The 22,324-nt window shown below is 70.0% G+C and carries 15 protein-coding genes and 1 tRNA gene; 7 read left to right on the plus strand and 9 right to left on the minus strand.

Features of this window, described 5'->3' with window-relative positions:
* Window positions 1-7: 7 nt before the first annotated feature.
* From recD to H5398_RS09310, 3 genes are read right to left on the minus strand one after another with little or no spacing between them, the layout of a single operon-like run.
* The gene (gene recD / locus H5398_RS09300; protein ID WP_182799803.1) at window positions 8-1,732 is read right to left on the minus strand and encodes an exodeoxyribonuclease V subunit alpha; all 1,725 of its coding nucleotides are present in this window, start codon (window positions 1,730-1,732) and stop codon (window positions 8-10) included.
* Window positions 1,725-4,886 carry a UvrD-helicase domain-containing protein gene (locus tag H5398_RS09305; protein ID WP_182799804.1) on the minus strand — a complete coding sequence of 1,054 codons (3,162 nt, stop codon included), beginning with the start codon at window positions 4,884-4,886 and terminating at the stop codon, window positions 1,725-1,727. The genes recD and H5398_RS09305 overlap by 8 nt, the downstream gene beginning before the upstream one ends.
* Window positions 4,883-7,933, minus strand: coding sequence for an exodeoxyribonuclease V subunit gamma (locus H5398_RS09310; protein ID WP_182799805.1), 3,051 nt, complete (start codon window positions 7,931-7,933; stop codon window positions 4,883-4,885). Before H5398_RS09310 ends, H5398_RS09305 begins: the two co-directional genes overlap by 4 nt.
* An 89-nt stretch (window positions 7,934-8,022) precedes the next feature.
* Here H5398_RS09310 and H5398_RS09315 point away from each other — a divergent pair, with 89 nt between their 5' ends.
* Entirely contained in the window at window positions 8,023-10,047 is a 2,025-nt protein-coding gene (locus H5398_RS09315) for an ATP-dependent DNA helicase UvrD2 (protein ID WP_182799806.1), read from the plus strand.
* Here the strand turns inward: H5398_RS09315 and H5398_RS09320 are convergent.
* The 3 genes from H5398_RS09320 to H5398_RS09330 all read right to left on the minus strand — a co-directional run bounded on the left by H5398_RS09320 (window position 10,038) and on the right by H5398_RS09330 (window position 12,478).
* Complete coding sequence (locus tag H5398_RS09320) at window positions 10,038-10,550, minus strand: hypothetical protein (RefSeq protein ID WP_182799807.1); 513 nt, start codon at window positions 10,548-10,550, stop codon at window positions 10,038-10,040. The two genes, H5398_RS09315 and H5398_RS09320, sit on opposite strands and share 10 nt — an antisense overlap.
* 225 nt (window positions 10,551-10,775) lie before the next feature.
* Window positions 10,776-10,937 carry a DUF5679 domain-containing protein gene (locus tag H5398_RS09325; protein WP_182784204.1) on the minus strand — a complete coding sequence of 54 codons (162 nt, stop codon included), beginning with the start codon at window positions 10,935-10,937 and terminating at the stop codon, window positions 10,776-10,778.
* Window positions 10,938-11,143: 206 nt separating this feature from the next.
* Window positions 11,144-12,478, minus strand: a complete 1,335-nt coding sequence (locus H5398_RS09330) for a zinc-dependent metalloprotease (protein ID WP_182799808.1) — start codon at window positions 12,476-12,478, stop codon at window positions 11,144-11,146.
* Between the two features lie 88 nt (window positions 12,479-12,566).
* On the opposite strand from H5398_RS09330, the gene H5398_RS09335 reads away from it, so the two are divergent.
* Genes H5398_RS09335 through H5398_RS09345 form a run of 3 tightly spaced genes read left to right on the plus strand, consistent with a single transcriptional unit; the run spans window position 12,567 to window position 17,006 of the window.
* Window positions 12,567-13,628, plus strand: a complete 1,062-nt coding sequence (locus H5398_RS09335; protein WP_182799809.1) for a PDZ domain-containing protein — start codon at window positions 12,567-12,569, stop codon at window positions 13,626-13,628.
* On the plus strand, window positions 13,621-14,136 hold the full coding sequence (locus tag H5398_RS09340; RefSeq protein WP_370586101.1) for a PPA1309 family protein: 516 nt from the start codon (window positions 13,621-13,623) through the stop codon (window positions 14,134-14,136). The genes H5398_RS09335 and H5398_RS09340 overlap by 8 nt, the downstream gene beginning before the upstream one ends.
* A complete protein-coding gene (locus H5398_RS09345) occupies window positions 14,133-17,006 on the plus strand; it encodes a UPF0182 family protein (protein ID WP_370586102.1) in 2,874 nt (957 codons plus the stop codon). Before H5398_RS09340 ends, H5398_RS09345 begins: the two co-directional genes overlap by 4 nt.
* A gap of 9 nt (window positions 17,007-17,015) precedes the next feature.
* Here H5398_RS09345 and H5398_RS09350 read toward each other — a convergent pair whose 3' ends face one another.
* From H5398_RS09350 to H5398_RS09360, 3 genes are read right to left on the minus strand one after another with little or no spacing between them, the layout of a single operon-like run.
* Window positions 17,016-18,338 carry a pitrilysin family protein gene (locus tag H5398_RS09350; protein ID WP_182799810.1) on the minus strand — a complete coding sequence of 441 codons (1,323 nt, stop codon included), beginning with the start codon at window positions 18,336-18,338 and terminating at the stop codon, window positions 17,016-17,018.
* On the minus strand, window positions 18,335-19,606 hold the full coding sequence (locus tag H5398_RS09355) for a pitrilysin family protein (RefSeq protein WP_182799811.1): 1,272 nt from the start codon (window positions 19,604-19,606) through the stop codon (window positions 18,335-18,337). Before H5398_RS09355 ends, H5398_RS09350 begins: the two co-directional genes overlap by 4 nt.
* A 31-nt stretch (window positions 19,607-19,637) precedes the next feature.
* Entirely contained in the window at window positions 19,638-20,222 is a 585-nt protein-coding gene (locus H5398_RS09360) for a DUF1349 domain-containing protein (protein ID WP_182799812.1), read from the minus strand.
* A gap of 48 nt (window positions 20,223-20,270) precedes the next feature.
* Here H5398_RS09360 and H5398_RS09365 point away from each other — a divergent pair, with 48 nt between their 5' ends.
* The 3 genes from H5398_RS09365 to H5398_RS09375 all read left to right on the plus strand — a co-directional run bounded on the left by H5398_RS09365 (window position 20,271) and on the right by H5398_RS09375 (window position 22,313).
* On the plus strand, window positions 20,271-21,272 hold the full coding sequence (locus H5398_RS09365) for an aldo/keto reductase family protein (RefSeq protein WP_182799813.1): 1,002 nt from the start codon (window positions 20,271-20,273) through the stop codon (window positions 21,270-21,272).
* A gap of 63 nt (window positions 21,273-21,335) precedes the next feature.
* A tRNA-Met gene (locus H5398_RS09370) sits at window positions 21,336-21,409 on the plus strand.
* Window positions 21,410-21,680: 271 nt separating this feature from the next.
* Window positions 21,681-22,313: an AAA family ATPase gene (locus H5398_RS09375; protein ID WP_182799814.1), complete on the plus strand. Its 633-nt coding sequence runs from the start codon at window positions 21,681-21,683 to the stop codon at window positions 22,311-22,313.
* Window positions 22,314-22,324 lie beyond the last annotated feature (11 nt).

The following is a 22,324-nucleotide window of genomic DNA, read 5'->3' on the forward strand; positions in this document are numbered from 1 at the left end:
AGGCGGGTCAGTGTCGGGCCAGCCCGCTGGCCCGCCGCACCGGGGTGGCGATCGCCTCCTCGAGGCGTTCCCAACTGCCGTAGAGGCGGACCCGTCCCCGCGCCCTGGTGACCGCCGTGTAGAGCAGCTCGCGGGTCAGCAGGGCGGAGCCCGACGGCGGGATCACCACCGACACCGTACCGAACTGGCTGCCCTGAGACTTGTGGATGGTCATCGCGTGCAGGTCTGCCGCGTCGTCCAGCAGGGCCGGTGCCACCCACAGCGGCCCGTCCGGCCGGTCCACCACGGCCACGAGGTCGCCGTCGGCTCCCTGGAGCACCACCGCCGTGTCGCCGTTGTGGTAGAGGTCCGTGTTGCGCTGGATGAGCAACGGCTGGCCCGCGTAGGGCCTGCCGTCGAAGCCGTAGTCCGGCAGCTGGGTGGCGAGCCACGCGCGGGCGGAGCGCGCCCAGTGCCCCACGCCGAACGGGCCCTCGCGATGTCCACACAGGACCCGGTGGGCGCCGAGCGCCGTGAGTGCGCCCACCGCCTCGCCTCGGACGGCCGCGGCCACCACACCGGAGGCGGTGGCCAGCACGTCCTCGCGCACGGTGGGCAGGGAGACGGGGTCCGCCGTGCCATCGAAGCCGATCAGCTCGATGCTGTGGGACTCCTGGATCACCTGACGGGCAGCCGCGGGGTCGCCGGCGAGAATGGCCTCCGCGAGGCGGTTGATCTCCTGGTTGGAGCGGAAATTCGTGCGCAGGCGGGCGATGTGGCCGCCGGGCTCTGTCACCAGCGTGCCGGCCTGTTCGATGTCTGCCAGGACAGCCCCGGCCTCAACCGAGCGCAGCTGGTGCGGATCTCCCAGCAGGATCAGGCGCGTCTCGGGGGCCAGTGCCGCCACCAGGTGCCCCATCAGCTCCAGCGACACCATCGAGGTCTCGTCGACCACCACCACGTCGAACGGCAGTGGGCTGGCTGGCCCGTACTCGAGATGCATGGAGCGGGGCCGCGCCCCGAGGAGTTTGTGCAGTGTGCCGCCCCAGAGGCGCAGGCTGCCCGTGAGCCGCTCCGCGACGGCCGACTGCAGCCTGGCCGCAGCCTTGCCGGTGGGGGCGGCCAGGGCCACCCGCGGATCTGAGGGGGCGAGCGAGTCCAGGATCCGGGCCACGATGCTGGTCTTGCCGGTGCCGGGCCCGCCGGTGATCACAGTGGTGCCGTGGGAGAGGGCGGCCGCGACGGCCGCCTCCTGGTACTCATCGGGGGTTTCGCCGGCCGCCGCCGCAGCTGCGGCACAGGGGACCGCGGGGGCCTCCGTCGAGCTCCGCAGCCGCAGCGCCCGCGACAATCGGCGCTCCTGCTTCCAGTACCGGTCCAGGTAGAGGAGGGAGCCGTCCAGCCGGAACGGGCGCGTCTCGGCTTCCGGGACCCCGACGGCGGGGGAGGCCGCCACGCGGGTGACCCACCCGCCCGGTTCGGGCCAGGCCAGCACGGGGAGATCCCCAGGGGTGGCCTGACCGTCGAGGTCCGCCTCGGGGAGCAGGGCGAGCGATGCCGTGGACAGATCCACGCACACCGACCCCAGCCGCAGCTCGCGCGCGGCCATTGCGAAGGCCAGCTGCACCTCGGGGTCGGTCTCGCCGGCCAGCGTCGCGAGCCGGCGCGCCAGATGGAAGTCGATGGGTTTGAGCATGCCGGCGGCGCAGAAGCTGGCGAGCAGGCCGGTGGCCGCGACGGGGACCTCATGCATGGGTGCCTCCCAGCAGCTCCGAGGCGGCCACCACCAGGTCCGCCGACGGTCGCCACGCCATCACGCCGCAGGCCGTGCCGTCCACCACAGGGGTGGTGGGGCCGGCCATGCCACGCACGAACAGGTAGCCGACGCCGCCCAGGTGCCGCTCAGGGGTGTAACCCGGAAGGCGGGTGGACAGGTAGCGGTGCAACGCCACGCAGTAGAGGATGGCCTGCAGCGGATAGTGGGCCTGCATCATCGCCTCCGCCATCGCCGGGGCCACGTAGTGGCCCACCGTCACCTCGGCCTCGCCGGCGGGTGCGAGTCTGTTGGTCTTGTAGTCCACCACCAGGAAACGGCCGTCGGCGAGCTGGAGGACGGCGTCGATGGAGCCGGTGAGGAACCCGTTGAGCACGGAGTCCGCGGCGTCTGATGAGCGCAGGCGCTGCGGATACTCCGCCAGGGGGTCCGCGTTCGGAAGATGGACCGCCATGAGGTCCGCGAGCATGCGCAGCGTGGCGGGCGCGCCCCGGTCTGCCAGCGGAAGATCGAAGTCCAGCTCGGGGAGCCGTCGATCGGTGGGGATGTTTGCCAGCGCCGCGGCGCTCAGCGGCAGGAGCGGGGTGCGGCACACCGCCACCAAAGCGGCGCTGAGCGTGTCATGCAGCCCCGGGTCCAGGGCGTGCTGCGGGCCGAGCTCCGCCACGACGGCGGCGGCAGAGGACTCCAGGGACTCCGGCCCCCAGTCCAGGCGTTCCAGGGCCTCGTGCGTCAGCGTGCCGAACGCGGCACCAGCTGGGAGCCCGTTCATGGGCGAGGGGGCGGCGAGCGTCTGCCCCGCGGGGGTGGGCAGCGCGACATCGACCACAGCAGCCTCATCCATCAGGACGTGCGCCGCCGCCTGCTCGTGGAGCCCCTGGGTCAGCCCCGAGTAGGACGTGCGCCGCCAGGTGGTGTCGATGTCGCGCTCGAGCACCGCAAGCTCCAAGGGAGGCGCAGAGCGCGGTGCCGGCGGGGATGACCGGGGCGTCTCCGGCAGTAGATCCATGTCGGTGCGGGACACCGCGGTGCCCGTCACTGCCCCGCGGCGCCGTCGTTCCCAGGCCCGCAGCAGAGTGCCCAGGGGCCCGCCCCGCTGTTTCCCGGAGGTCTCGACATGCCAGGCGACGCAGAAGTGCTGCGCCCTGGTGAAGCCGACGTAGAGGAGTCGTAGCTCCTCCGTCAGGCTCTGGTCGTCCAGGGTCCGCGCCAGGGGGTCGTCGAAGCGGGGCACCGGGCCGACGTAGAGATGACGGCGGCCCTCGTGCACGAGCGTGAACGGCTTGGACCGGCTCGCCTTCACCCCGTCGGTCTCCGGCAGGAGAACGATGGGGAACTCGAGGCCCTTCGCGGCGTGGATGGTCATCACACGCACGGCTTCCTCATCGGAGGCCACCCGAATCGCGTCCCCCGAGTCCTCATCGGCGGCCCGCTCGTCCAATACCGCCAGGAGGCCACTGAGCGACGTCGCGCCCTCCGCATCGAGTAGTTCGGCCACGTGGAGCAGGTCAGTCAACTCGCGTTCGCCGTCCGGCTCGGCCAGGAGACGCCCGTCGAGACCCTCCGCTGTGCGCAGGTGGCCCAGCACCGACGAGATGCCACCCTCGGCGAACCGTAGGCCGAGCGTGCGCACCAGGGTGGAGACGCGGGCCGGCTCTGAGGAAGCCGGGTCCAGCAGCGCACCCAGGTGCGAGCCGATGAGCGCGGTCAGGGCAGCCAGCCGGATCGTGGCCTGGGCCGGATCCGACATAGCGGTGAGGAGTGCTGCCCAGTCGCGGGCCGCGGGCTGGGTCCAGACTGACTGGCTCCCGGTCAACACGGCCGGGATCCCGGCATTCTCCAGCACGGCGCGAAGTTCGCGGGCGCGTGCCCCGCGGCGCACGAGGATGGCTATGTCGGAGTACCTGACCCGGGGCTCCGCCCGGCTCGTGAACTCCGCTCGGGAGATCAGGTTCTGCACCGTGACGACCAGATCCTGGTCGATGGCTGCCCCGGAGGAGTGCGTCCCGAGCTGCCGAGGGGTGGCGGTGCGTAGCCAAAGGCGGTGCGGTCCGGGCACCTGGAGCCGGGGTTGGGCCTCATGCGCGCTCACGGGGCCGACGGCGACCGACTCATGACCCAGGCTGACCCCCTCGAACAGCTCAAGGACGCCGTCGACGAGCGCCTTGTCGCTGCGGCGGTTGACCGCCAGGCTGTGCACGTCCGCCGCCTCCTTGGCATCGAGATAGCTCTGCAGGTCGGCACCGCGGAAGGCGTAGATGGACTGTTTGGGGTCCCCGATGAGGATGGTGGCGCGGCCATCGCTGACGAACGCCTGCTCGACGATGGCCCACTGCTCTGGATCCGTGTCCTGGAACTCGTCGATCAGCACCACGCTGAACCTGCGCCTCAACTCCGCGACGACGGCCTGCCCGCTGCCCTCCGCGCGGGTCAGCCGCAGAAGACGGGTGATGACGTCGTTGTAGGTGCACACGCCCTCGGCGGTCTTGCGCTCCTCGTACAGCCCGCGGACGGCCTGGGCGAAGTGGTGGTGGGGGCCCTCGGGGGGGAGCAGGTCCAGAGTGGTGGTGCAGGCTGCCTCACCGATCCGCAGCGCAGCCTGGGGGAGCAGCGGGGGCTGCGGATCTGTGCGATGCAGCCGCAGGTAGGTGTCTGCCGCGCACTGTCGCACGAGGTCCATCGGGTCTGCGCCCACATCTTCGGCCGGGTCCCAGTCCCCGAGTATGCCGAGCTCGTGCAGCATCGCCTGACAGAAGGAGTGGGTGGTGAGGATGGTCAGTTCGTTGAACCGCGCGACTGCATCCGCGAGACGGGAGCGGTGCAGCGCGACATCCCAGGAGGCCAGGTGCGCTGCGACGGCGTCCGTCGGGTCTGGGAGCCGGCCGCCCGCGAGGACCTCATCGAGGGCCCGCACGGTGCCGGTGAGGCGTTCGAACACGCGGGAGCGCAGCTCGCCGGTGGCGTGCCGGCCGAACGTGATGAGGAGCAGCTGCCCCGCGTCGAGTCCGTCCTCAGCGAGGTAGCGCGCCGCGAGAGCGGCGATGGCGTAGGTCTTGCCCGTCCCCGCGCTGGCCTCCAGCAAGGTGGTGCGCCGGGGGAGCGGCCCGGTGAGGTCGAAGGGTGATCCGCTCATGACTGTGTCCTCACGAGAGGGGTGTAGAGGGCGAGCGCCCATGAGGCGAAGGCCGAGTTGTGCGTGCCGGGATCCTGGGGCAGCGGGGGATCCTGGGGCAGCGGGGGGTCCTTGAACAGCTCGGACACGTCAGAGTCGAAGAAGAGGGTCCAGGACAGCCCCGGCCAGCTCCACTTCTTGTGGTAGCTGCGGAACGGCCCGGCCCATTCGGCGTCTTTGAGCGCGCCCTGGTGGACGTCCCGGGCGTAGGCGAGCGCGGCGGCGGCCGGCACCGCCAGGAGCCGCTGCTGACCGAGGACGTAGGCACCGGTGATCACGCCGAGATGGGCGAGGGCCTCCTCCGGATCCGTCGGCGCGAAGTCCTGCGACCGCGGCTTCAGCTGCCCGAAGTCTCGCTCCAAGCGGTGCAGCCGCGCGGGGGCGGTGTGTCCGGCTGCGGCGAGGGCGAGCGACTCCAGCCAGGGCCGGATGGCCTGTTCCTCGCCGGTGCTCGCGCTGACGGTGACCGCGGTCCCGCCGCGGGTGCGGACCTCGTCGACCAGACGCAGCGTGCCCAGGCCGGGGGCGTCCACCGGCAGGGAGATGGCGTGTTCGGTGAGCTCGGCGTCCCAGTCCTGCTGCGCGCAGGCCCACAGCGCGGCGGCATCGGTCCGGGCGGCTTGGAACGCGAGGCGACCGACCTCCAGCGGCGGGTGTAGCTCCCGCTGCCTGAGCTCCACTTCCACGGACTCCCCGCTGAGGCCGGATTTCCAGGCGTCGAGGAGGTTGTTGACGATGCCCCACCGGTCCAGGCCGCGCGTCTCCAGCGGGATGTCGTCGGTCAGCTCCGGCGGCTGCCGGAAGTTGATCCCCGCCGCCGACTGGAGGAAGGCGCGCGCCGGGTCGGCGAGGAAACGGGCGAGCTGGGTCAGGCTCACCTGGGCCGGGATGGCGCCGACGGGCCGGCTGCGGGCCTCAGCTCGCCGTCGCTCATGGCGCCGGGGCAGCGGCTGGCGGCGGCGCCGGGCCAACGCCCCGGCGTAGGCGGCTGAGTCGAAGCTGGGCTCGGTGACGAAGTTGCCGGCCGAGGTGGCGGTGGGCGGGTGCTGCCGCGGCTCCGGGGTGGTTCCCACCCGCTCCAGCAGCCAGTCGACGGCCACCGGCAGGGCGGACGGGCCGTTCGTGCGCTCCGACCGGGCCTGGCGAACGATGAGGAGGCGTTCGGCGGACCGGGCGTGGCTGAGCAGTTGCTCGCGTCGCTGTGCCCGCGGATCAGGCATGTCCTCCGCGAGGTCCAGGCAGTCCGCCGGGGCGCCCGCCCGGCCGGGGACGGCGTCGTCGGTGACGCCGAGCAGCGCCACCACCCTGAACTCGACGTGTGGCAACTCCCCGAGCGGAACCACCGCCAGTGACCCGTTCCCGGCCGCCGGACGCCGCCGGTAGCCGGCCGCGTCGTCCGCCAGCAGGAGCGAGAATTCGTGGCGCGTCAAGGTGGTGTCATCTGCCGCGTGGTTGGTTTCCAGCCTCGTCAGCGCCCGCGCGGCGGCGGTCAGCTGCCACTCCTCGGTGCGCGGGAGGCCCACCAACGAGTCCAAAGCGGCCCGGCAACGCGCCACCCAGCCGGGGATGGTGGCCGGAGCTGTGGTGCCTGCGACGAGGAGACGGAGGCGCGACACGATCTCGCAGAGGGACCCCACCGTGTCCATGTCTGAGGCGGTGACCACCTCCGTGCCGCTGAGACCCACGCCTGCGTCCTCTCCGGGCGCCACGGCGAGCCCGACGAGCAGGCGGTCCAGGCCGCGGATCCACGTGTTCTGGCTGACGTCGCCGAGCCCGAACTGCGCGCGGTGCGCCGCGTCCATACCCCACCGGACGCCGGCGCCGCCGATCAGCTCGACCATCGTGGCCCGGTCTGTCAGCCGCCAGCGGTGGGCGATGGGCGGGCGGAGCAGCAGCTCGACCAGCCCGTTGGCGGTGGCGCGCGAGCCCCCCAACCGCATGAGGTCCACCAGGAGCAGGACCAGGGGATTGGGTGGGGTGAGGCCGACGGAGTGGACGCGGAGTGACCGTCCGGGATGGGACGCGCCCCGCACGCCGGGCGCGAAGGCGGCATCCAGCAGCGGGGCGAAACGCTCCGGCTGTGGACACACCACCACCACGTCCCGAGGCTCCAGCGTGGGATCCGCGGCGAACAACCGGGTGAGCTCGTCGCGCAGCACTTCCACCTGACGGGCCTCGCCGTGGGAATCGTGGAGCGCAACCAGAGGCGCAGGGGCTTCGTCACCGGGGAGTTGCAGCGTGCGGGTGGCAAGCGAGGCGGCCCAGTGAGCCCCGGGGGTACCGGCCTTCTGGATGAGCCGCACCTCCCGCCGCGAGGCCAGGGATTCGATGACGCGCAGCTCGGAGGCGCTCACGTGGTCGATGCCCACCAGCATCGTGGGCGTGGTGTCGCGACCCGCCGCGTCCCCGACTGCCGCCAGCACCGCGAGGGGATCCAGCTCCAGCCGGGCCACAGCCGCCCGCATCAGCTCAGGCTGCCATGCGGCCACCTCAGGCAGCTCGGCTCCGCCCGGACCCGTGGCACCGCCGTCGAGCCACGAGGCGACGAGCTCCGGCGCCAGCTCGACGTAGCTGCGCAGCAGCCGTGCGAGGCGGATGGCGGTGGCGCGCCGCCGGCCGGGGCGCCGGGCGTCTGCCTCGAGGGCCCCACGCAGCAGCGGATACCCGTCAGCCACTTCGTCGAGGGCCTTCTGGACCGCCAGGTCAAGCGGCGTGCCGAGCCACCTCCCGCGTTCGCGGTGAACCCCCGCGGCGTCGGCCAGCTGCCGGGTGAGATCCGCTGGCGTCAGGTAGTCGATGCCCGCGGAGATGCCCACTCGGGCCGCCACCTCCTGGCCGACGAGGCGGCCCGTCTCATGGGTGGCCACGAGGACGCGCGCGGCGTCGAACGGGCCGAGCGCCAGACCGTGCAGCGTCTCGACGAGATGGTCCATCAGCGCACCCCACCGCGTGCCCAGCACCGCCGTCACCGACATCCTGAAGTCCCCCTCATCTACCTCGCCAGTCACCTTAGCTGGCCCCACCGACAAGACCGGATCGGTGCCTCGACGCCATCGATGAAGTGCGGTTTGTCGGCGGCGCCCGCCAGAATGGGGGGATGCGCGACCATATCCTCGAAGCCCTGGACCCGGAGCAGCGCCGCGTGGCCACCCTCCTCGACGCTCCTGTGGTGGTACTCGCAGGCGCGGGCACCGGGAAGACCCGCGCCATCACGCACCGGATCGCGCACGCCGTCAGCCAGGGCCGCTACCAGCCCTCCGCCACCCTGGCGGTGACCTTCACCACGCGCGCCGCGGGCGAGATGCGAGCCAGGCTCGCCTCGCTGGGGGTCCGCGGGGCCCAGGCCCGCACCATCCACTCGGCGGCGCTGCGCCAATGCCAGTTCTTCTGGCCCCAGGCGTACGGGGTGGAGTTCCCCCGCGTGGCGGAGAACACGTTCGGTCTCGTGGCACGCGCCGCCCATCAGGTGCTCGGCAAGTCGGACACGCCACTGGTCAGGGACCTGGACAGCGAAATCTCCTGGGCCAAGACCAGCAACGTCTCGGCGTCCCGGTACCCGGACGTGGCGCAGAGGCGCTCGGTGGCGGGCGCCTCCGCCGCCCAGGTGTCCGCCGTCATGGCTCTCTACGAGAAGCAGAAGGTTGCGGAGGGCAGCGTCGACTTCAACGACATCCTCATGTGCAACGCGGTCCTGCTGACCGAGCACGAGGAGATCGGCGCCACCATCCGCCAGACCTACCGCCACTTCGTCGTCGACGAGTACCAGGACGTCTCCGCCCTGCAACACCGCCTCATCACGCTCTGGGTCGACGGCAGGCAGGACGTGTGTGTGGTGGGGGATCCCAACCAGGCCATCCACTCCTTCGCCGGCGCGGATGCCTCGTATCTCCTCGGGTTCGCGGCGGGCATCGAGGGCGCCGAGACGCTCCGGCTGTTCCGTAACTACCGCTCCACGCCTGAGGTCATCTCCTCCGCCAACAAGGTGCTGCGCGTGCGGCCCGGCGGCCCGGGCGCGCTGACCCCGACGCGCGCCTCCGGACCGAAGCCCACCTTCAGTGGACACCCGGACGAGGCGTCTGAGGCAGCGGCAGTGGCGGACTGGCTCAAGCAGCGGCACGCGGCCGGCACCTCCTGGTCCGAGCTCGCCGTGCTCTACCGGATCAACGCGCAGTCCCCGGCGCTCGAGGCCGCCCTGAGTGAGAGGGCCATTCCCTACTCGGTGCGCGGCACGGAGAAGTTCTACGACCGGGCAGAGGTGCGCCAGGCGCTGCTGGAGTTCGGCAGGGCCGTCGAGCGTGGGGGTGAGGCCGCGGCTCCCGACGTGCTGGAGGCCGTGCTCGGCTCGCTGGGGTGGCGTCCCGAGGCGCCGGCCGGCCAGGGCCGGCAGCGCGAGCGCTGGGAGTCGCTGTCCGCCCTGAGGGGCATGGTCGTCGACGAGGCCGCCGCCAGGGGCACATGGCCCGCCTCGGAGGCTGCGGAGTGGCTGCGTGAGCGCTCCGCCTGGCAGGCCGGCCCGGTGGCCGAGGCGGTGACGTTGGCCACCCTGCACGCCGCAAAGGGACTCGAGTGGGACGGTGTGGCCATCGTCGGCGTGCGCGAGGGCATGATCCCGTTCGTGTTGAGCCAGGAGGAGCCGAGCCTCTCCGAGGAACGAAGGTTGCTCTACGTCGGCTTCACGCGGGCGAAGCGCGAGCTGCGGGTCAGCTGGGCCGCCGGGAAGGGAAGCGCCACCCGATCGCGATTCATCGCCGATCAGGTCTCGGGACCCTCCACCGTCGCCCGGAAGCCCAAGGAGAAGGCCACCTCGGCCCGCTCCCGGACCTGTCGGGTCTGCGGCCTCCACCTCCATACCGCCGCGGAACGGAAGCTGAGCCGGCACCCGGACTGTGAGGTCAGCTACGACGAGGGTCTGTTCGAGGCGCTGCGGGCCTGGCGCAAGGCGGCCGCGGACGAAGCGTCCGTGCCGGCTTTCGTGGTGTTCACCGACGCCACACTGCAAGCCATCGCCGAGGCCGCCCCCGCCACCGAGGCGGATCTGCTGCGTCTTCCCGGCATCGGGCGGGTGAAGGTTGAGCGCTACGGGGGCGGCGCGCTGCAGGTGGTGCGCAGCCATCAGGGCTGAGCGCAGCCCACCGTCGGGCACCCCGCCTTCCTGGTCCACGCGGTGAGGCTCAGCCCCGGGTGCTCGAGCCGCCAGACCCAGCCGACCCCCACCAGGTCCGTGCTGCCGCGGAGTACGTCACGGACCTGGAGCGCGGCCAGGGAGCTGGCCCAGCTCACCAGCGCCCGGTGTGTTCCACCGCCCGCCGGTGAGCCGGCCTGGGCCAGGCAGCTCGGGCATGGGCCGTGGCCGGGGGCGACGAACGGCCCGACGAGCGCGCCAGAGGCATCCCAGGCGACATGCAGCGCGCCGACCTCCGCGGCGTAGACCTCCGCCTCAAGGGTGGGCTGCGTTCCGGGCGGGGAGCAGAAGACCGTGAGCGCGCAGCCGGAGATCAATCCGGGGGAGCGGAGAGCGGCCGCAGGCTCGACGGGGATACTCCGGAGCTGCGCCCGACGCAGGGCGGCCTCCAGTGGACGGGTGGCGGTGGGGATCCCCACGACGGCGATCTGCTGGGTGTGCATGGGCCAAGCCTCGCCGTCGCGGCTTCTCAGCAGCAGGCACCGCGGGGCGACGGACAACACATCGTCTGAGTCGGACAACACCGGGCCGGTTCCGGACAACACCGCGGCCGTTCGGGACAACACCTCGGGAGGGCCTGGGCCCGGAGGTGTGAGGGCAGCACAATGGGGCGGTGCCGACGGCTGCCGCCCCATTGAGTGCCCGCATCGGGCTCGATCCGGCCTTGCTCAGGCCTTGCCGAGGATGCGGTTGAGGTTGGTGCCGCACTCGGGGCACTTGCCCTTGGCCATCTTGGTGCCCTTGGCGTTGACCACAACCTCGCCCTTGGCGTCGCGCTTTTCCTTGCACTTGACGCAGTAGAAAGAGCCTTCCCAGATCTCCGCCGTCATTTTTTTCCTCCTTGTTTTGGGTGGTTGCTGCGGTCAGCAACCCCGTTCACTCTAGGCGCCGCCCGGAGCGCTCACAATGAGACACACCGTCCGGACGTGGTGGAGCCCGGCAGCTCGATCCGCCTTCCCCTGCGTAACGAGCTACCGGGACTCTCCCGGCAAGTTAAGCGTCACCGGATCCGCCACGTCAAGGTTGGGCGAGACACTCAGGCCCCTGAGCCTCCGAGGAGCTTGCGCAGCTCAGCGTCAAGGGCGTCCTCAACTGGCTCCGCGGGCGAGACTCCGGCGGCGAACGAGAGGGGATCCGCCAGGTGCGCCCGAGTGGGAAGCAGGTCCGGGTGGCCCCAGACCTCGTCGCGGCCGTCAATCCCGCGGTGGTGCTCGACGGCGGCCCACAGGTTCTTCGCGTCTCGCACGAGCCGGGGCCGCAGGTCGAGGCCGAGCAGCTCCGCGAAGACGCTGGTGACCGGAGTGGCGGAGGCGCGGCGGCGGTGGATGACCTCCTCCAACTGAGGGGAGTTGGGCATCCATGGGGCCGTGGCCCGACCGACCACGTGGTCCACCCACCCTTCCACCAGGGCAAGCAGGACCTCGAGGCGCTGCAGGATCTCCACCTGGGTGGGGGTGCTCGCAGGCTGGAAGAACGAGCCCCGCACCGTCTCGCCGACCGCCACCACCTGCTCGATGGACAGGTTCTGCAGGTTCTCGGGCTGAAACTGGCTCGCGATGGCGTCGAAGTCGATGGTGATCTCGCGGGCGAAGTGGCCGAGCAGTGCGCTGAGCTGGGGAGAGAGCCAGGCGACGTGATGGAAGAGCCGCTGCCTGGCCGCCTCGCGCAGGAGGAGGAACAGGGTCACATCGCGGTCTCCGGCGGCCAGATCCTCGGTGAAGTGCGCCACGTTGGCGGGAATCATCACCACGTCAGCCGAGCCCAGCAGGTTGAATCCGATCTCGGTCCCGGTGAGGATGTCACCGGCCACCTTGGACAGTTCACGCTTGAGCCGGTCCCGGTAGATCAGCGACGCCGACTGCTTCATCATCGGCGCAAGGAACTTGCCCATCGGTTCCAGCTCACCGCCCGAGTCGTCGACGGTGCCGCGCTTGAGTGCCTCCGCCAGGCCGTCGATGATCGGTTCGATCACCGCTCGCCACCCGTCCCCCGTCTCGTCGAGCCATGCTCCGCGGGTGATGGCACGCGCAGGCCGACCGGTCTCGGGGAAGGCTGTCTGCGGGGTGAGCCACGCCTGGGCGAGCCGCTCGGCATCGACGATGGCGGCCTTCTCTTCCGGCTTGAGCAGCGGATCAGCGCCGGCGGCCGACGCGAGTTGCTTGGCCGCGGTCAACGTGGTGCGCCACGCGGCGTCCGGGTCCAGATCGGCGTTGGTCATCCCGAACATTCCGGATCCCGACTGCTGCATCCGCTGGACGTGGGCGAGCAACTCCTCAAGGTTCAGCTGGTCTGCGTCGGCGAATCCCATCGACTCCAGCATTTTGCGTAGTTGCTCGAAGTCGAACGCTCCGAACGGGTCAGGGTTTGACATCAGGAGACCTCCTTGATGCCCATTCTTCCCCATCGTGCAAGCGCCGCGCGACGGCTTGCCGCCGGTTGCTAGGGTGAAGCGGAAGACGATGAAGGGAGTCTCGGTGTCGCGCAACGCAATGGCGATCGTTTCCTCCCTGCTTTTCGTGATGCTGGCGGCGGCTCTGGTCGTGATTCCGGTCCCCTATGTGGCGTGGCGCCCGGGGCAGACCGTCGACGTCCTGGAGACCACCGAGGAGGGTGGCGCCGTCATCGAGATCTCCGGCCTTCCCACGTTCGACACCGCCGGTCAACTGCTCATGACCACCGTGTCCACCACCCGGGTGGACTCCACTCTCAGCCTTCCCGAGGTTGTCTTCGTTTTCACAGCCAACGATTCGGACGCGATGCCCAGGGAGGTCATCTACCCGCCTGGCAAGTCGTCGTCGCAGGTGCAGGACGAGGCGGTGGCGATGATGGACAAGTCGCGCATCAACGCCACCGTCGCGGCACTGCGGGCGGCCGGCGTAGCCGTGACCGAACTGCCCCGGGTGGAAAGCGTGGTGCTCTCGGGCCCCAGTGTCGACCGTCTTCAGCCCGGGGATCTGATCACCGCCGTTGACGACATCGAGATGAAGACCCGTGAGAATGTGATCGCCCAGGTGGCCACTCACGCCGTCGGCGACGTGATCGTCTTCACGCTGCTCCGCGACGGGCAGGAACTCACAGAGAGCGTCACCTCCAGCGCCAGCAACACCGACGCCCGCCGTCCAGTGGTGGGGATCTCCCTGGACACGGGCTTCCAGTACGCGCCCCAGGTGGACTTCGGCGTGGACCAGGGCGTCACCGGCCCCAGTGCGGGGCTGGTGTTCGCGTTGGGTCTCTATGACCGGATCACCGAAGGACACCTGATCGCCGACGGGGTGGTGGCCGGCACCGGAGAGATCGATCCCGATGGGCGGGTCTCGAGGATCGGGGCCGTGCGGGAAAAGATCAAGGGGGCGGAGCGCGACGGAGCCACCATCTTCCTCGTGCCCGAGGACAACTGCTCGGACGTCGGCAACCTGGCCACAGACGTCATGCTGGTCAGGGTAGGCACCCTGAAGGACTCCATTGCGGCGCTCCAGCTCATCAACGAAGGAAAGACTGCGGAGGTGCCCACCTGTGGCTGACTCGTCGAAGCTCATCGCCGCCCTCATGGACGTGGAGCGACACGTCTCATCTTCAGGGTGGGACCAGCCGGCCCGCCTGTTCGCCCTGGTCACCACCCGCACGCTGCTCGATGTCGAGCCGCAGCTGCGCGGCCGGGTGCCGGAGAGCAGCCCAGACGCGCTCACCGCCATCGAGCAGGACGAGTTCCACGCCACGGAGAACGTCGTCGAGCGCCTGGCCGGCATCTTCTGGCCGGACACGGTCGAGGGCTGCGCGCTGGCGATGGAACGCGCCTTCCTTCCCCCCGAGCACGAGGCCGAGCTGCCTCAGGAGCCTGAGGCTGCTGCCGAGTTCGTGGCCGCCCATCCGGAGAAGACTGATGTACGCATCGTCGTCGGGGTCCTCCGCGATGGCACCCGCCACGGCCTGGCCCGGCTGGTGAGCAACCCCGATGATCTGCTGGCAGCCGAGGACCTCGTCCCCGGCCTGGCAGACGCCCTCGTCAATACCTTCAGGAGTGAGTTGTGAGCGCCACCACCGCCAACCCCGAGGCCCCGGCCGGGCGCGGGCCCATCCTGTGGACCGTCATGATCGTGGGCGGCCTACTGCTGGTGGCCGTCATCGCCTCCCGGGCCGTCACCGACTATCTGTGGTTCCGCAGCATCAACTTCCAGACGGTTTTCACCACCCAACTTGCGGCGCGGGCCGGTTTGTTCGCCGTGTTCGGGCTGCTGATGTTCTCGGTGGTCTTCTTCAACATGGTGATCGCCTACCGGCTGCGCCCCAAGGTGCGGCGGGCGAACCTGGACTCGGAGTTCCTCATCCAGTTGAGGGACGCGTTGGACCGCAGGTCGAAGGTCCTCATGGCCGTGCCCTCCGTGGTGCTCGGGCTCCTCGGTGGGATGGCGGCCGCCGGCGTGATCGAGGTGTTCCTCGCCTGGTGGAACGCGACCCCGTTCGGATGGGCCGATCCCTACTTCGATCTGGACGCCAGCTTCTACGTCTTCACGCTGCCCTGGCTGGGGTTCGTGGTCGGGTTCCTCCTGTTCACCATGATCGTCGGGATGGTCGCGGCGGCCGCCGTGCACTTCATGACCGGGGCGCTGACCTCGTCGGCCCTGAGGGGCCGGGGCAACACCGCCGCCGGGCTGGGCGCCCAGCGGCACCTGTCCATCCTCCTGGGCATCGTCATGCTGCTCATCGCCGCCAGCACACTGCTGGACCGCTACGCGCTGAGCATCACCGCCAACAGGATCTTCACCGGGCTCTCCTACACCGACGTGACCACGCGCGTGCCTGTGGCCGCCATCATCGCCGCCATCTGCGTGATCACGGCGATCCTGGCGTTCATCAACGCCTGGAAGGTCAGGTGGAGTGTTCCTGGCGCCTCAATCGCGCTGCTGGTGGTGTCCACCCTTCTGCTCTCCATGCTGTACCCGTGGATCGTGCAGAGCTTCGAGGTGATCCCGGACGAGCAGGAGAAGGAGCGCCCCTACATCGCCAACAACCTCGCGGCCACCAGGTACGCCTACGGCATCGAGGACGTGGAGATCGAGGACTACGAGGCCACCACCACGGCCGGCGCGGGGCAGCTGCGGCAGGACGCCGAGGCGCTGCCCGCCATCCGCCTCATCGACCCCGCGGTGGTGCCGGCAGCGTTCGAGCAGCTCCAGCAGGTGCGCGGCTACTACACCTTCCCCGACACCCTGGATATCGACCGCTACGTCATCGACGGCAAGGCAACGGACTCGGTGGTGGCCGTCCGGGAACTGGACCTCGACTCCGTCGAGTCCGGCGACACGTGGAACAACCGTCGCACCGTCTACACCCACGGCTACGGCATGGTGGCGGCGTACGGCAACCAGCGCGAGGCCAACGGCGAGCCGGTGTTCTTCTCCGGCGGGATCCCCACCGTGGGGACGCTGCCGGAGCACGAACCCCGCATCTACTTCGGCGAGAAGACCGACTACTACGTCGTGGTCGGAGCGCCGGAGGGCATGGACCCCGTTGAGCTGGACACCCCGTCGGGCGGTGAGGGCCGCACGGAATCGCTCTACACCTACACCGGCGACGGAGGCGTGGGCATCGGCAACATCGCGGTGCGCGCTGCCTACGCGCTGCGGTTCGGCGACATCAACCTCATGCTCTCAGACCGGGTCAACGAGGAGTCGAAGATCCTCTACGACCGCCTGCCGGTGCAGCGCGTCCAGGAGGCTGCGCCGTGGCTGACGGTGGATTCGGATCCCTTCCCCAGCGTGGTCGACGGGCGGGTGGTCTGGATCATCGACGCCTACACCACCACGGACAACTTCCCCAACTCGATGCGCAGCGACTGGACCCAGTCCATCTCCGACTCGCGCACCTCGGCCGACAGGCTGCTGATGGGTCAGCAGGTCAACTACGTGCGCAACTCGATCAAGGCCACCGTGGACGCCTACGACGGCACCGTCACGTTGTACGAGTGGGACGAGACAGATCCCATCCTGAAGACCTGGGAGAAGGTCTACCCGGGTGTGGTCACGCCCAAGTCGGAGATCTCGCAGGAGCTCCTTGAACACCTCCGCTATCCTCAGGACCTGTTCAAGGCGCAGCGCGAGATCCTGGGGCGCTACCACACCATCAGCCCAGACACGTGGTACCGGCAGACCGACATCTGGCAGGTGCCCAACGACCCGGTCCGTGCCGGGCAGCAGGGCCTCAAGGAGCCGCCGTACTTCCTCACGATCCGTTGGCCCGGCGACGAATCACCCCACTTCGCCAACACCACCGTGTTCGTGCCGAAGGACCGCGAGAACCTCAGCGTCTACATGTCGGTCAACGCGGACGCCACGACCGAGGATTACGGCCGGATGAGGGTGCTGAAGCTCTCGGACGCCGAACAGATCGCCGGCCCCGGACAGACGTACAACTTCATCGCCACCAACCCGTTGGTCGCGGACAAGCTGTTGCCCTTCAACCGTCAGGGAGCCTCGGCCGCCGCCATTTACGGCAATCTGCTAACCCTGCCACTGGGCGGCGGGCTGCTGTACGTGCAGCCCATCTTCACCCAGACCACCGGGACCACCGGCGCCTACCCGGCGCTGCGATTCATCGTGGTGCGCTTCGGTGAGCAGATCGGTATCGGCGAGACGTTGCAGTCGGCGCTTGATCAGGTCTTCCAAGGAGACGCCGGTGCGGACACCGGTGAACAGCCCACGGAGGAGCAACCCACCGTCGATCCGTCACAACCGACGGTTCCCGCGGACGTCCAACAGCGCGCCCGGAATATGCTGGATGAGGCTCAGTCCCTGTTCGAGGCGGCGGAGCAGGCGCTCCGCGACGGCGACCTCGCCGACTATCAGGCCCAGGTCAAGGCCGCGGAGGCGAAGATCGCGGAGGCCGCGGAGGCGCTCGGCTGAGCCGGCGCCTCAGCGGCGCAGGTCTACCACCTCCGCGACCAACCCGACGGCGGCCAGGGCCGGAAGCAACGCGGAGGCGTCTCCCATCACCGCGACAGTCACGTTCCGCGGCGACACCAGCGCCTTGAAGGCGGCCGTCGCGTCGGCGGGAGTGACCGCCGCCAGGTCTGAGAAGTGGCGGTTCATGTAGCCGGGGTCCAGACCCGCCGCGGCCAGGGCGGAGGCCTGCGCGACGATGTCGGCGGAGGTTTCGGTGGCAAGGGGTGCCACGCCGATCAGGTACCTGCGCGCGTCGTCGATCTCGTCGTCGCCGAACGCCTCTGGCAGCGCAACGCCCTCCAGCAGTCGGGCGACGGCGTCGGCCGCGACCTCGGTGCGGACGCTGCCGCCGACGGTGAAGAGTCCCTCGTCCGGGCCGGGGGAGAAGCCGCCACCGATGCCGTAGCTGTAGCCGAGGCGCTCCCGGAGTTCGAGATTGAGCCTGCTCGCGAAGGCCCCCGCGACCGCGTGGCCGGCCAGCCGCAGGGAGGCCCAGCGCGGGTCGGATCGGGTGACGGTCCGTCGGCCCACCACCACCGTCGCCTGAACTGCCCCCGGCTGGTCCACCACGACGATCCGGGGCTCCCGCGCCGGGGCTGCCGCCAGCAGGGTGGGCTGAGGTGGCGGAGCCGTCCAGGGTCCAAGCGCGGCCTCGGCCTGCGTCACCGTGAGGTTCCCCGCGACCACCAGGGTCGCCCCTTGGGGGGAGAAGTGCGCCCGGTGCCAGCCGTGGGCATCTGCCGGTGTCACGGCGGCGAGGGTGGCCGGGGTGCCTGCGGCGGGGCGCCCACCGCGATCCCCGGTCCCGAACAGCTCGCGGCGAAGCGCCATCCTCACCGCGGAGGAGGGGGAGGCGAGCGTGGACTCGTAGCCGGCCACCTGCGCCTCGACGTGGTGGGCCACGTCGCGATCGTCGAAGGTGGGCTCGCTGAGCACCTCCGTGAAGAGGGGCAGCACCTGGGGGAGCCGACGGGATGGTGCCTGCCCGCCGAGGGTGGTGTAGCGCTGGCGGGCGGTGCCGTGCAGGGTGGCGCCCTGGTCCTCGAGCAGCTCGCCGATGGCGCCGTCCGGATGGGTGCGGGTGCCCTCGTCGATGGCGTGCAGCGCCACGGTGCCCACGCCCTCCCGATCGGCGGGTTCCGCGGCCAGCGGTGCAGGAATCATCACCTCGAAGGTGGCGATGTGCTGCCCGGGGAGCTCGAAGTGCCACATCGTGAGCCCCGAGCCGAGCGTGCTGACGGTGGGGGTGGGGAAGTGCCAGGGAATGCCGAGGGTGACGTCGGGGCGGTTCATCGGGTTTCCTCGGCTGCGTAGTGGAGCTGGTGGGCCGACGATGGTGCCAGCCAACGTCCGGCGGCGGTGGCGATGTGTTCCGGGGTGAGCGCCAGCACGTCCGCGAGGTGGGTGTTGATCTGGTGCGGCGATCCGTGCATCAGCCAGGCCTCGTTGATGGCGTCGGCCCGGCCGCTGGTGGTGGCCAATTCCCACAGCCAGTCGCTCTCGTACTGGGCGACGGCGCGGGCCAGCTCGGCATCGGTGGGGCCCTCGGCCGCGAGACGGCCCACCCCGTCGAGGATGGCCGACGACATGGCCTCCAACGAGACTCCGTCGGCGGGTCGTCCCAGGATGGCGGCGATCGACGCCGCCGAGCGGTGGGTCAGCGAGGCGCTGTGGACCTCGTTGGCCACGTCGGCGTGCTTGACCAGGGCGCGGTGGAGCCGGGAGGAGTGGCCGTCGGCCAGGATCGACAGTGCCAGGTCGATCGCGGGCTGATCCGCGTCCGAGGCCGGGGGAGTGGGCCAGGAGAGATAGGCCAGCGAGTGGGGGACCTGCCGGCTCACCGCGACAGTCGAGGCCTGCGCGACGGGGCGCTCAACCATGGACCGGCGCTCGGGCTTCGGGAGGGCGGGAAGGTCCGCGAAGTACCGCCCGGCAAGCTCGAGCGCCTCGTCGGGGCGGACCGGGCCGCACACCACCAGGCGCAGGTTGCACGCCCGGTACCAGGCGTCGAAGAACCCGGACACGTCCTCCAGTGATGCGGCGTCCAGGTCCGCCATCGACCCGATCGTGAGATGTCCGTAGGGGTGGGACTCCGGGAAGTGCTGCGCCGTGAGCAGCTGCAGGAGGTCACCGTAGGGCTGATTGTCGTAGCGCTGGCGCTTCTCCTCCTTGACCACTTGGCGCTGGGCCTCGAAGTTCTCAGGCGTGATGGCCAGGGACGAGAACCGGTCCGCCTCCATCCACAACGCCAGCTCCAGCGCCCCGCGGGGCACCGTCTCGAAGTAGTTGGTGCGGTCCGTGGACGTGGTGGCGTTGACGGTGCCGCCGAGGGACTCGACGGTGGCCATGTGCTCGCCGCTGGCCAGGTTGGCCGAGCCCTGGAACATGAGGTGTTCGAAGAGGTGCGCGAACCCGGTCCGGCCGGGGGCCTCGTCGGCCGATCCCACCTCCACCCACAGGTTCACCGCGACACCCGGCGCGTCCGGATCAGGCGCCACCACCACTTGGAGGCCGTTGTCGAGGCGCGCTTGGGTGAGCTCGTACTGGAGGGCCTCGGTCATGCGCGCAAGGGTAGCCGACGCCGTCGAGGGGTCAGTGCAGCGTGGAATCGGCTGGTCCCGTGGTCCATTCGTGGAATCGGACGACAAGCCCGGAACGCGTGGGGGCGCAGGTGAACGGCCCTGCGGCGGCGCGTGCGTCGCGGGGGAACGGGGCGAGGCGGACGAGGCTGAGGGGGTCGCCGTCGAGGCCGGCGCGGATGGTGAGCGCGTCGCCGGAGCGCGAGACGCGCACCCGGACCCGGCGTCCGTGCCAGGCGTCGACGGGGGCGGATGACCAGTCGGAGAGCGGGTTGGTCACCACCGCACCCAGCTGCGGATGGCCGTCGGCGAACTCGACGCCCGCCTTGACCCAGCAGTCGGCCGCGGACACGACGAACAGGCCGGCCTGATCGAACTGCTCGGAGTATCCGGCGGTGAACACCACCTCCATGGCGCTGTCCGTCGGGAAGGGGGCGACGAGAGCGTGCTCCGTGTCGTGGGTGAAGCCGTAGGACGTGACACGCCACGCATCCGAGCCCTCCTCGGCGGTGACCACGAGATCGGGTCCGTCCTCGTGGACGTCGACGGGTTGGGTGGTCCAGGTGCCGGAGGTCCACGGCAGTGGCAAGGTGTCCATGGCGATGACGCTATCGGTGGGCTGGCCGACCGGAGTAGGTTTTGTTGTATGAAGTATCGCTATCTGGGCAATTCTGGACTCAAGATCACCGAACTCACCTACGGGAACTGGCTGACCCACGGCTCGCAGGTGGAGGCCGACACCGCGACAGCCTGCGTGCGCGCGGCGCTGGACCACGGCATCACGTCGTTCGACACGGCTGACGTCTACGCCAACACCGCCGCCGAGGTGGTGCTGGGGGAGGCTCTCAAGGGTGAGCGTCGGGAATCCTTGGAAATCTTCACCAAGGTCTACTGGCCGGTCGGGCCCAAGGGCGCCAACGACGTCGGGCTCTCACGCAAGCACATCATGGAGGGCATCAACGGCTCGCTGCAACGGCTGCAGACGGACTACGTGGACCTGTACCAGGCCCATCGCTACGACGTCGAGACGCCGCTGGAGGAGACGATGGTGGCCTTCGCCGACGTCGTCCGGCAGGGCAAGGCCCTCTACATCGGCGTGTCGGAGTGGCCGGCTGACAAGATCCGCGAGGCTGCGCGCTACGCCAAGGAGCTCAGGATCCCGTTCGTGTCCAACCAGCCGCAGTACTCCATGCTGTGGCGGGTGATCGAGGACCAGGTGGTGCCCGCATCCGAGGAGGTGGGCGTCTCGCAGATCGTGTGGTCGCCCGTCGCGCAGGGCGTGCTCACCGGCAAGTACCTGCCGGGGCAGCCGGCGCCGGAGGGGTCGCGGGCCACCGACACCAAGGGCGGCCAGGGCATGATCAGCCGCTGGATGCGCGACGACGTGCTGACCAAGGTGCAGAACCTGAGCCCGATCGCCGACGAGCTGGGCCTCACCATGGCGCAACTGGCTGTGGCGTGGGTGCTGCAGAACGACAATGTCGCGGCGGCCATCATCGGGGCCTCGCGCCCGGAGCAGATCGCCGAGAACGTCAAGGCCAGCGGGGTGGAGATCCCCGATGAGCTGATGGCGCGCATCGACGAGGCGCTTGAGGGCATCGTCGAGCGCGATCCCGCGAAGACCACCGTGCCGGAGGGGCGCCCCTGATCCCCCCCGCGTCGCTCGTCGATTTGGATTGTCCGCGGACAATCCCTATAGTTATCAGAGCGACGCGGGGTGGAGCAGCTCGGTAGCTCGCTGGGCTCATAACCCAGAGGTCACAGGTTCAAATCCTGTCCCCGCTACGAAAAGTGGCCCTGACAAGCAGAAATGCTGTCAGGGCCACTGGCTTTTCCAGGCTTGTTCCCTACTTGTTCCCCACCGGCGACGCGAAGACGCCCTCCGGCTGGCACGGACCTGGAGTCCGGGCGTGAGCGTGCCGACGGCGGCAAGGCCAGTAGCGGCAACCGGACACGGCTTCTCCTTCCTCGCGCCATCGCTCCATGCCTCGTCGGGCAGGGCTCCGCTCCCAGCAAGGTGCGGAAACAATCTCAGCAAAGAAGCAGAGGTGACTTCATGTCAGAGGCCAGCAACAGGGCCAGCGAATACCCGCCCGTCGTCACGATGTTCGAGTTGTACGGCGCGGGCGTCGTCACGATCGGCGAGAGGGTCTCCCAGAGACTCGGCCTGCCGTTCCACGGCCAGGCGTTCACGTCCGGTGCGATCGCCGGACAGGCAACCGGCGACGACGAGGAGAACCGTGCGGTGCTCGCGAATGTGCTCGCCCTCCTCGGGGGTGCCTACAGTGCGCTGGAGGACCGCGAGATCGTGCGCACCCAAGGTGACAAGTACTCGCTCATCGAGGACAACACCCAGAACGTGAAGCAGTTCGCCCAGGAGGGCGGAGTCATCGTGGGTCGCAACGCCACCGTGATCCTGGCCGACCGTCCCAATACCCTGCACGTCCTGCTCACCGGCGACGTCGCGGACCGGGTCAAGCGGGCTGCCCAGAGCCTGGGCATCTCGGAGGCCGAGTCAGCGAAGCGCCGAGCCCACGAGGAGGACCTTCGTCGGCAGATGTCAAGGACCCTGTACGGCTGGGACCCTGCGCTCCCAGACCGCTACGACATGCTGCTCAACACCAGCCGTGTCTCCGTCGATGCAGCAGTGAACGCCATCGTCGACGCGATCCAGCACCAGACCGCCTGACCGGCGCCTGA

It is taken from the genome of Tessaracoccus sp. MC1679 (assembly GCF_014164775.1).
In the GTDB taxonomy this organism is placed as follows: domain Bacteria; phylum Actinomycetota; class Actinomycetes; order Propionibacteriales; family Propionibacteriaceae; genus Arachnia.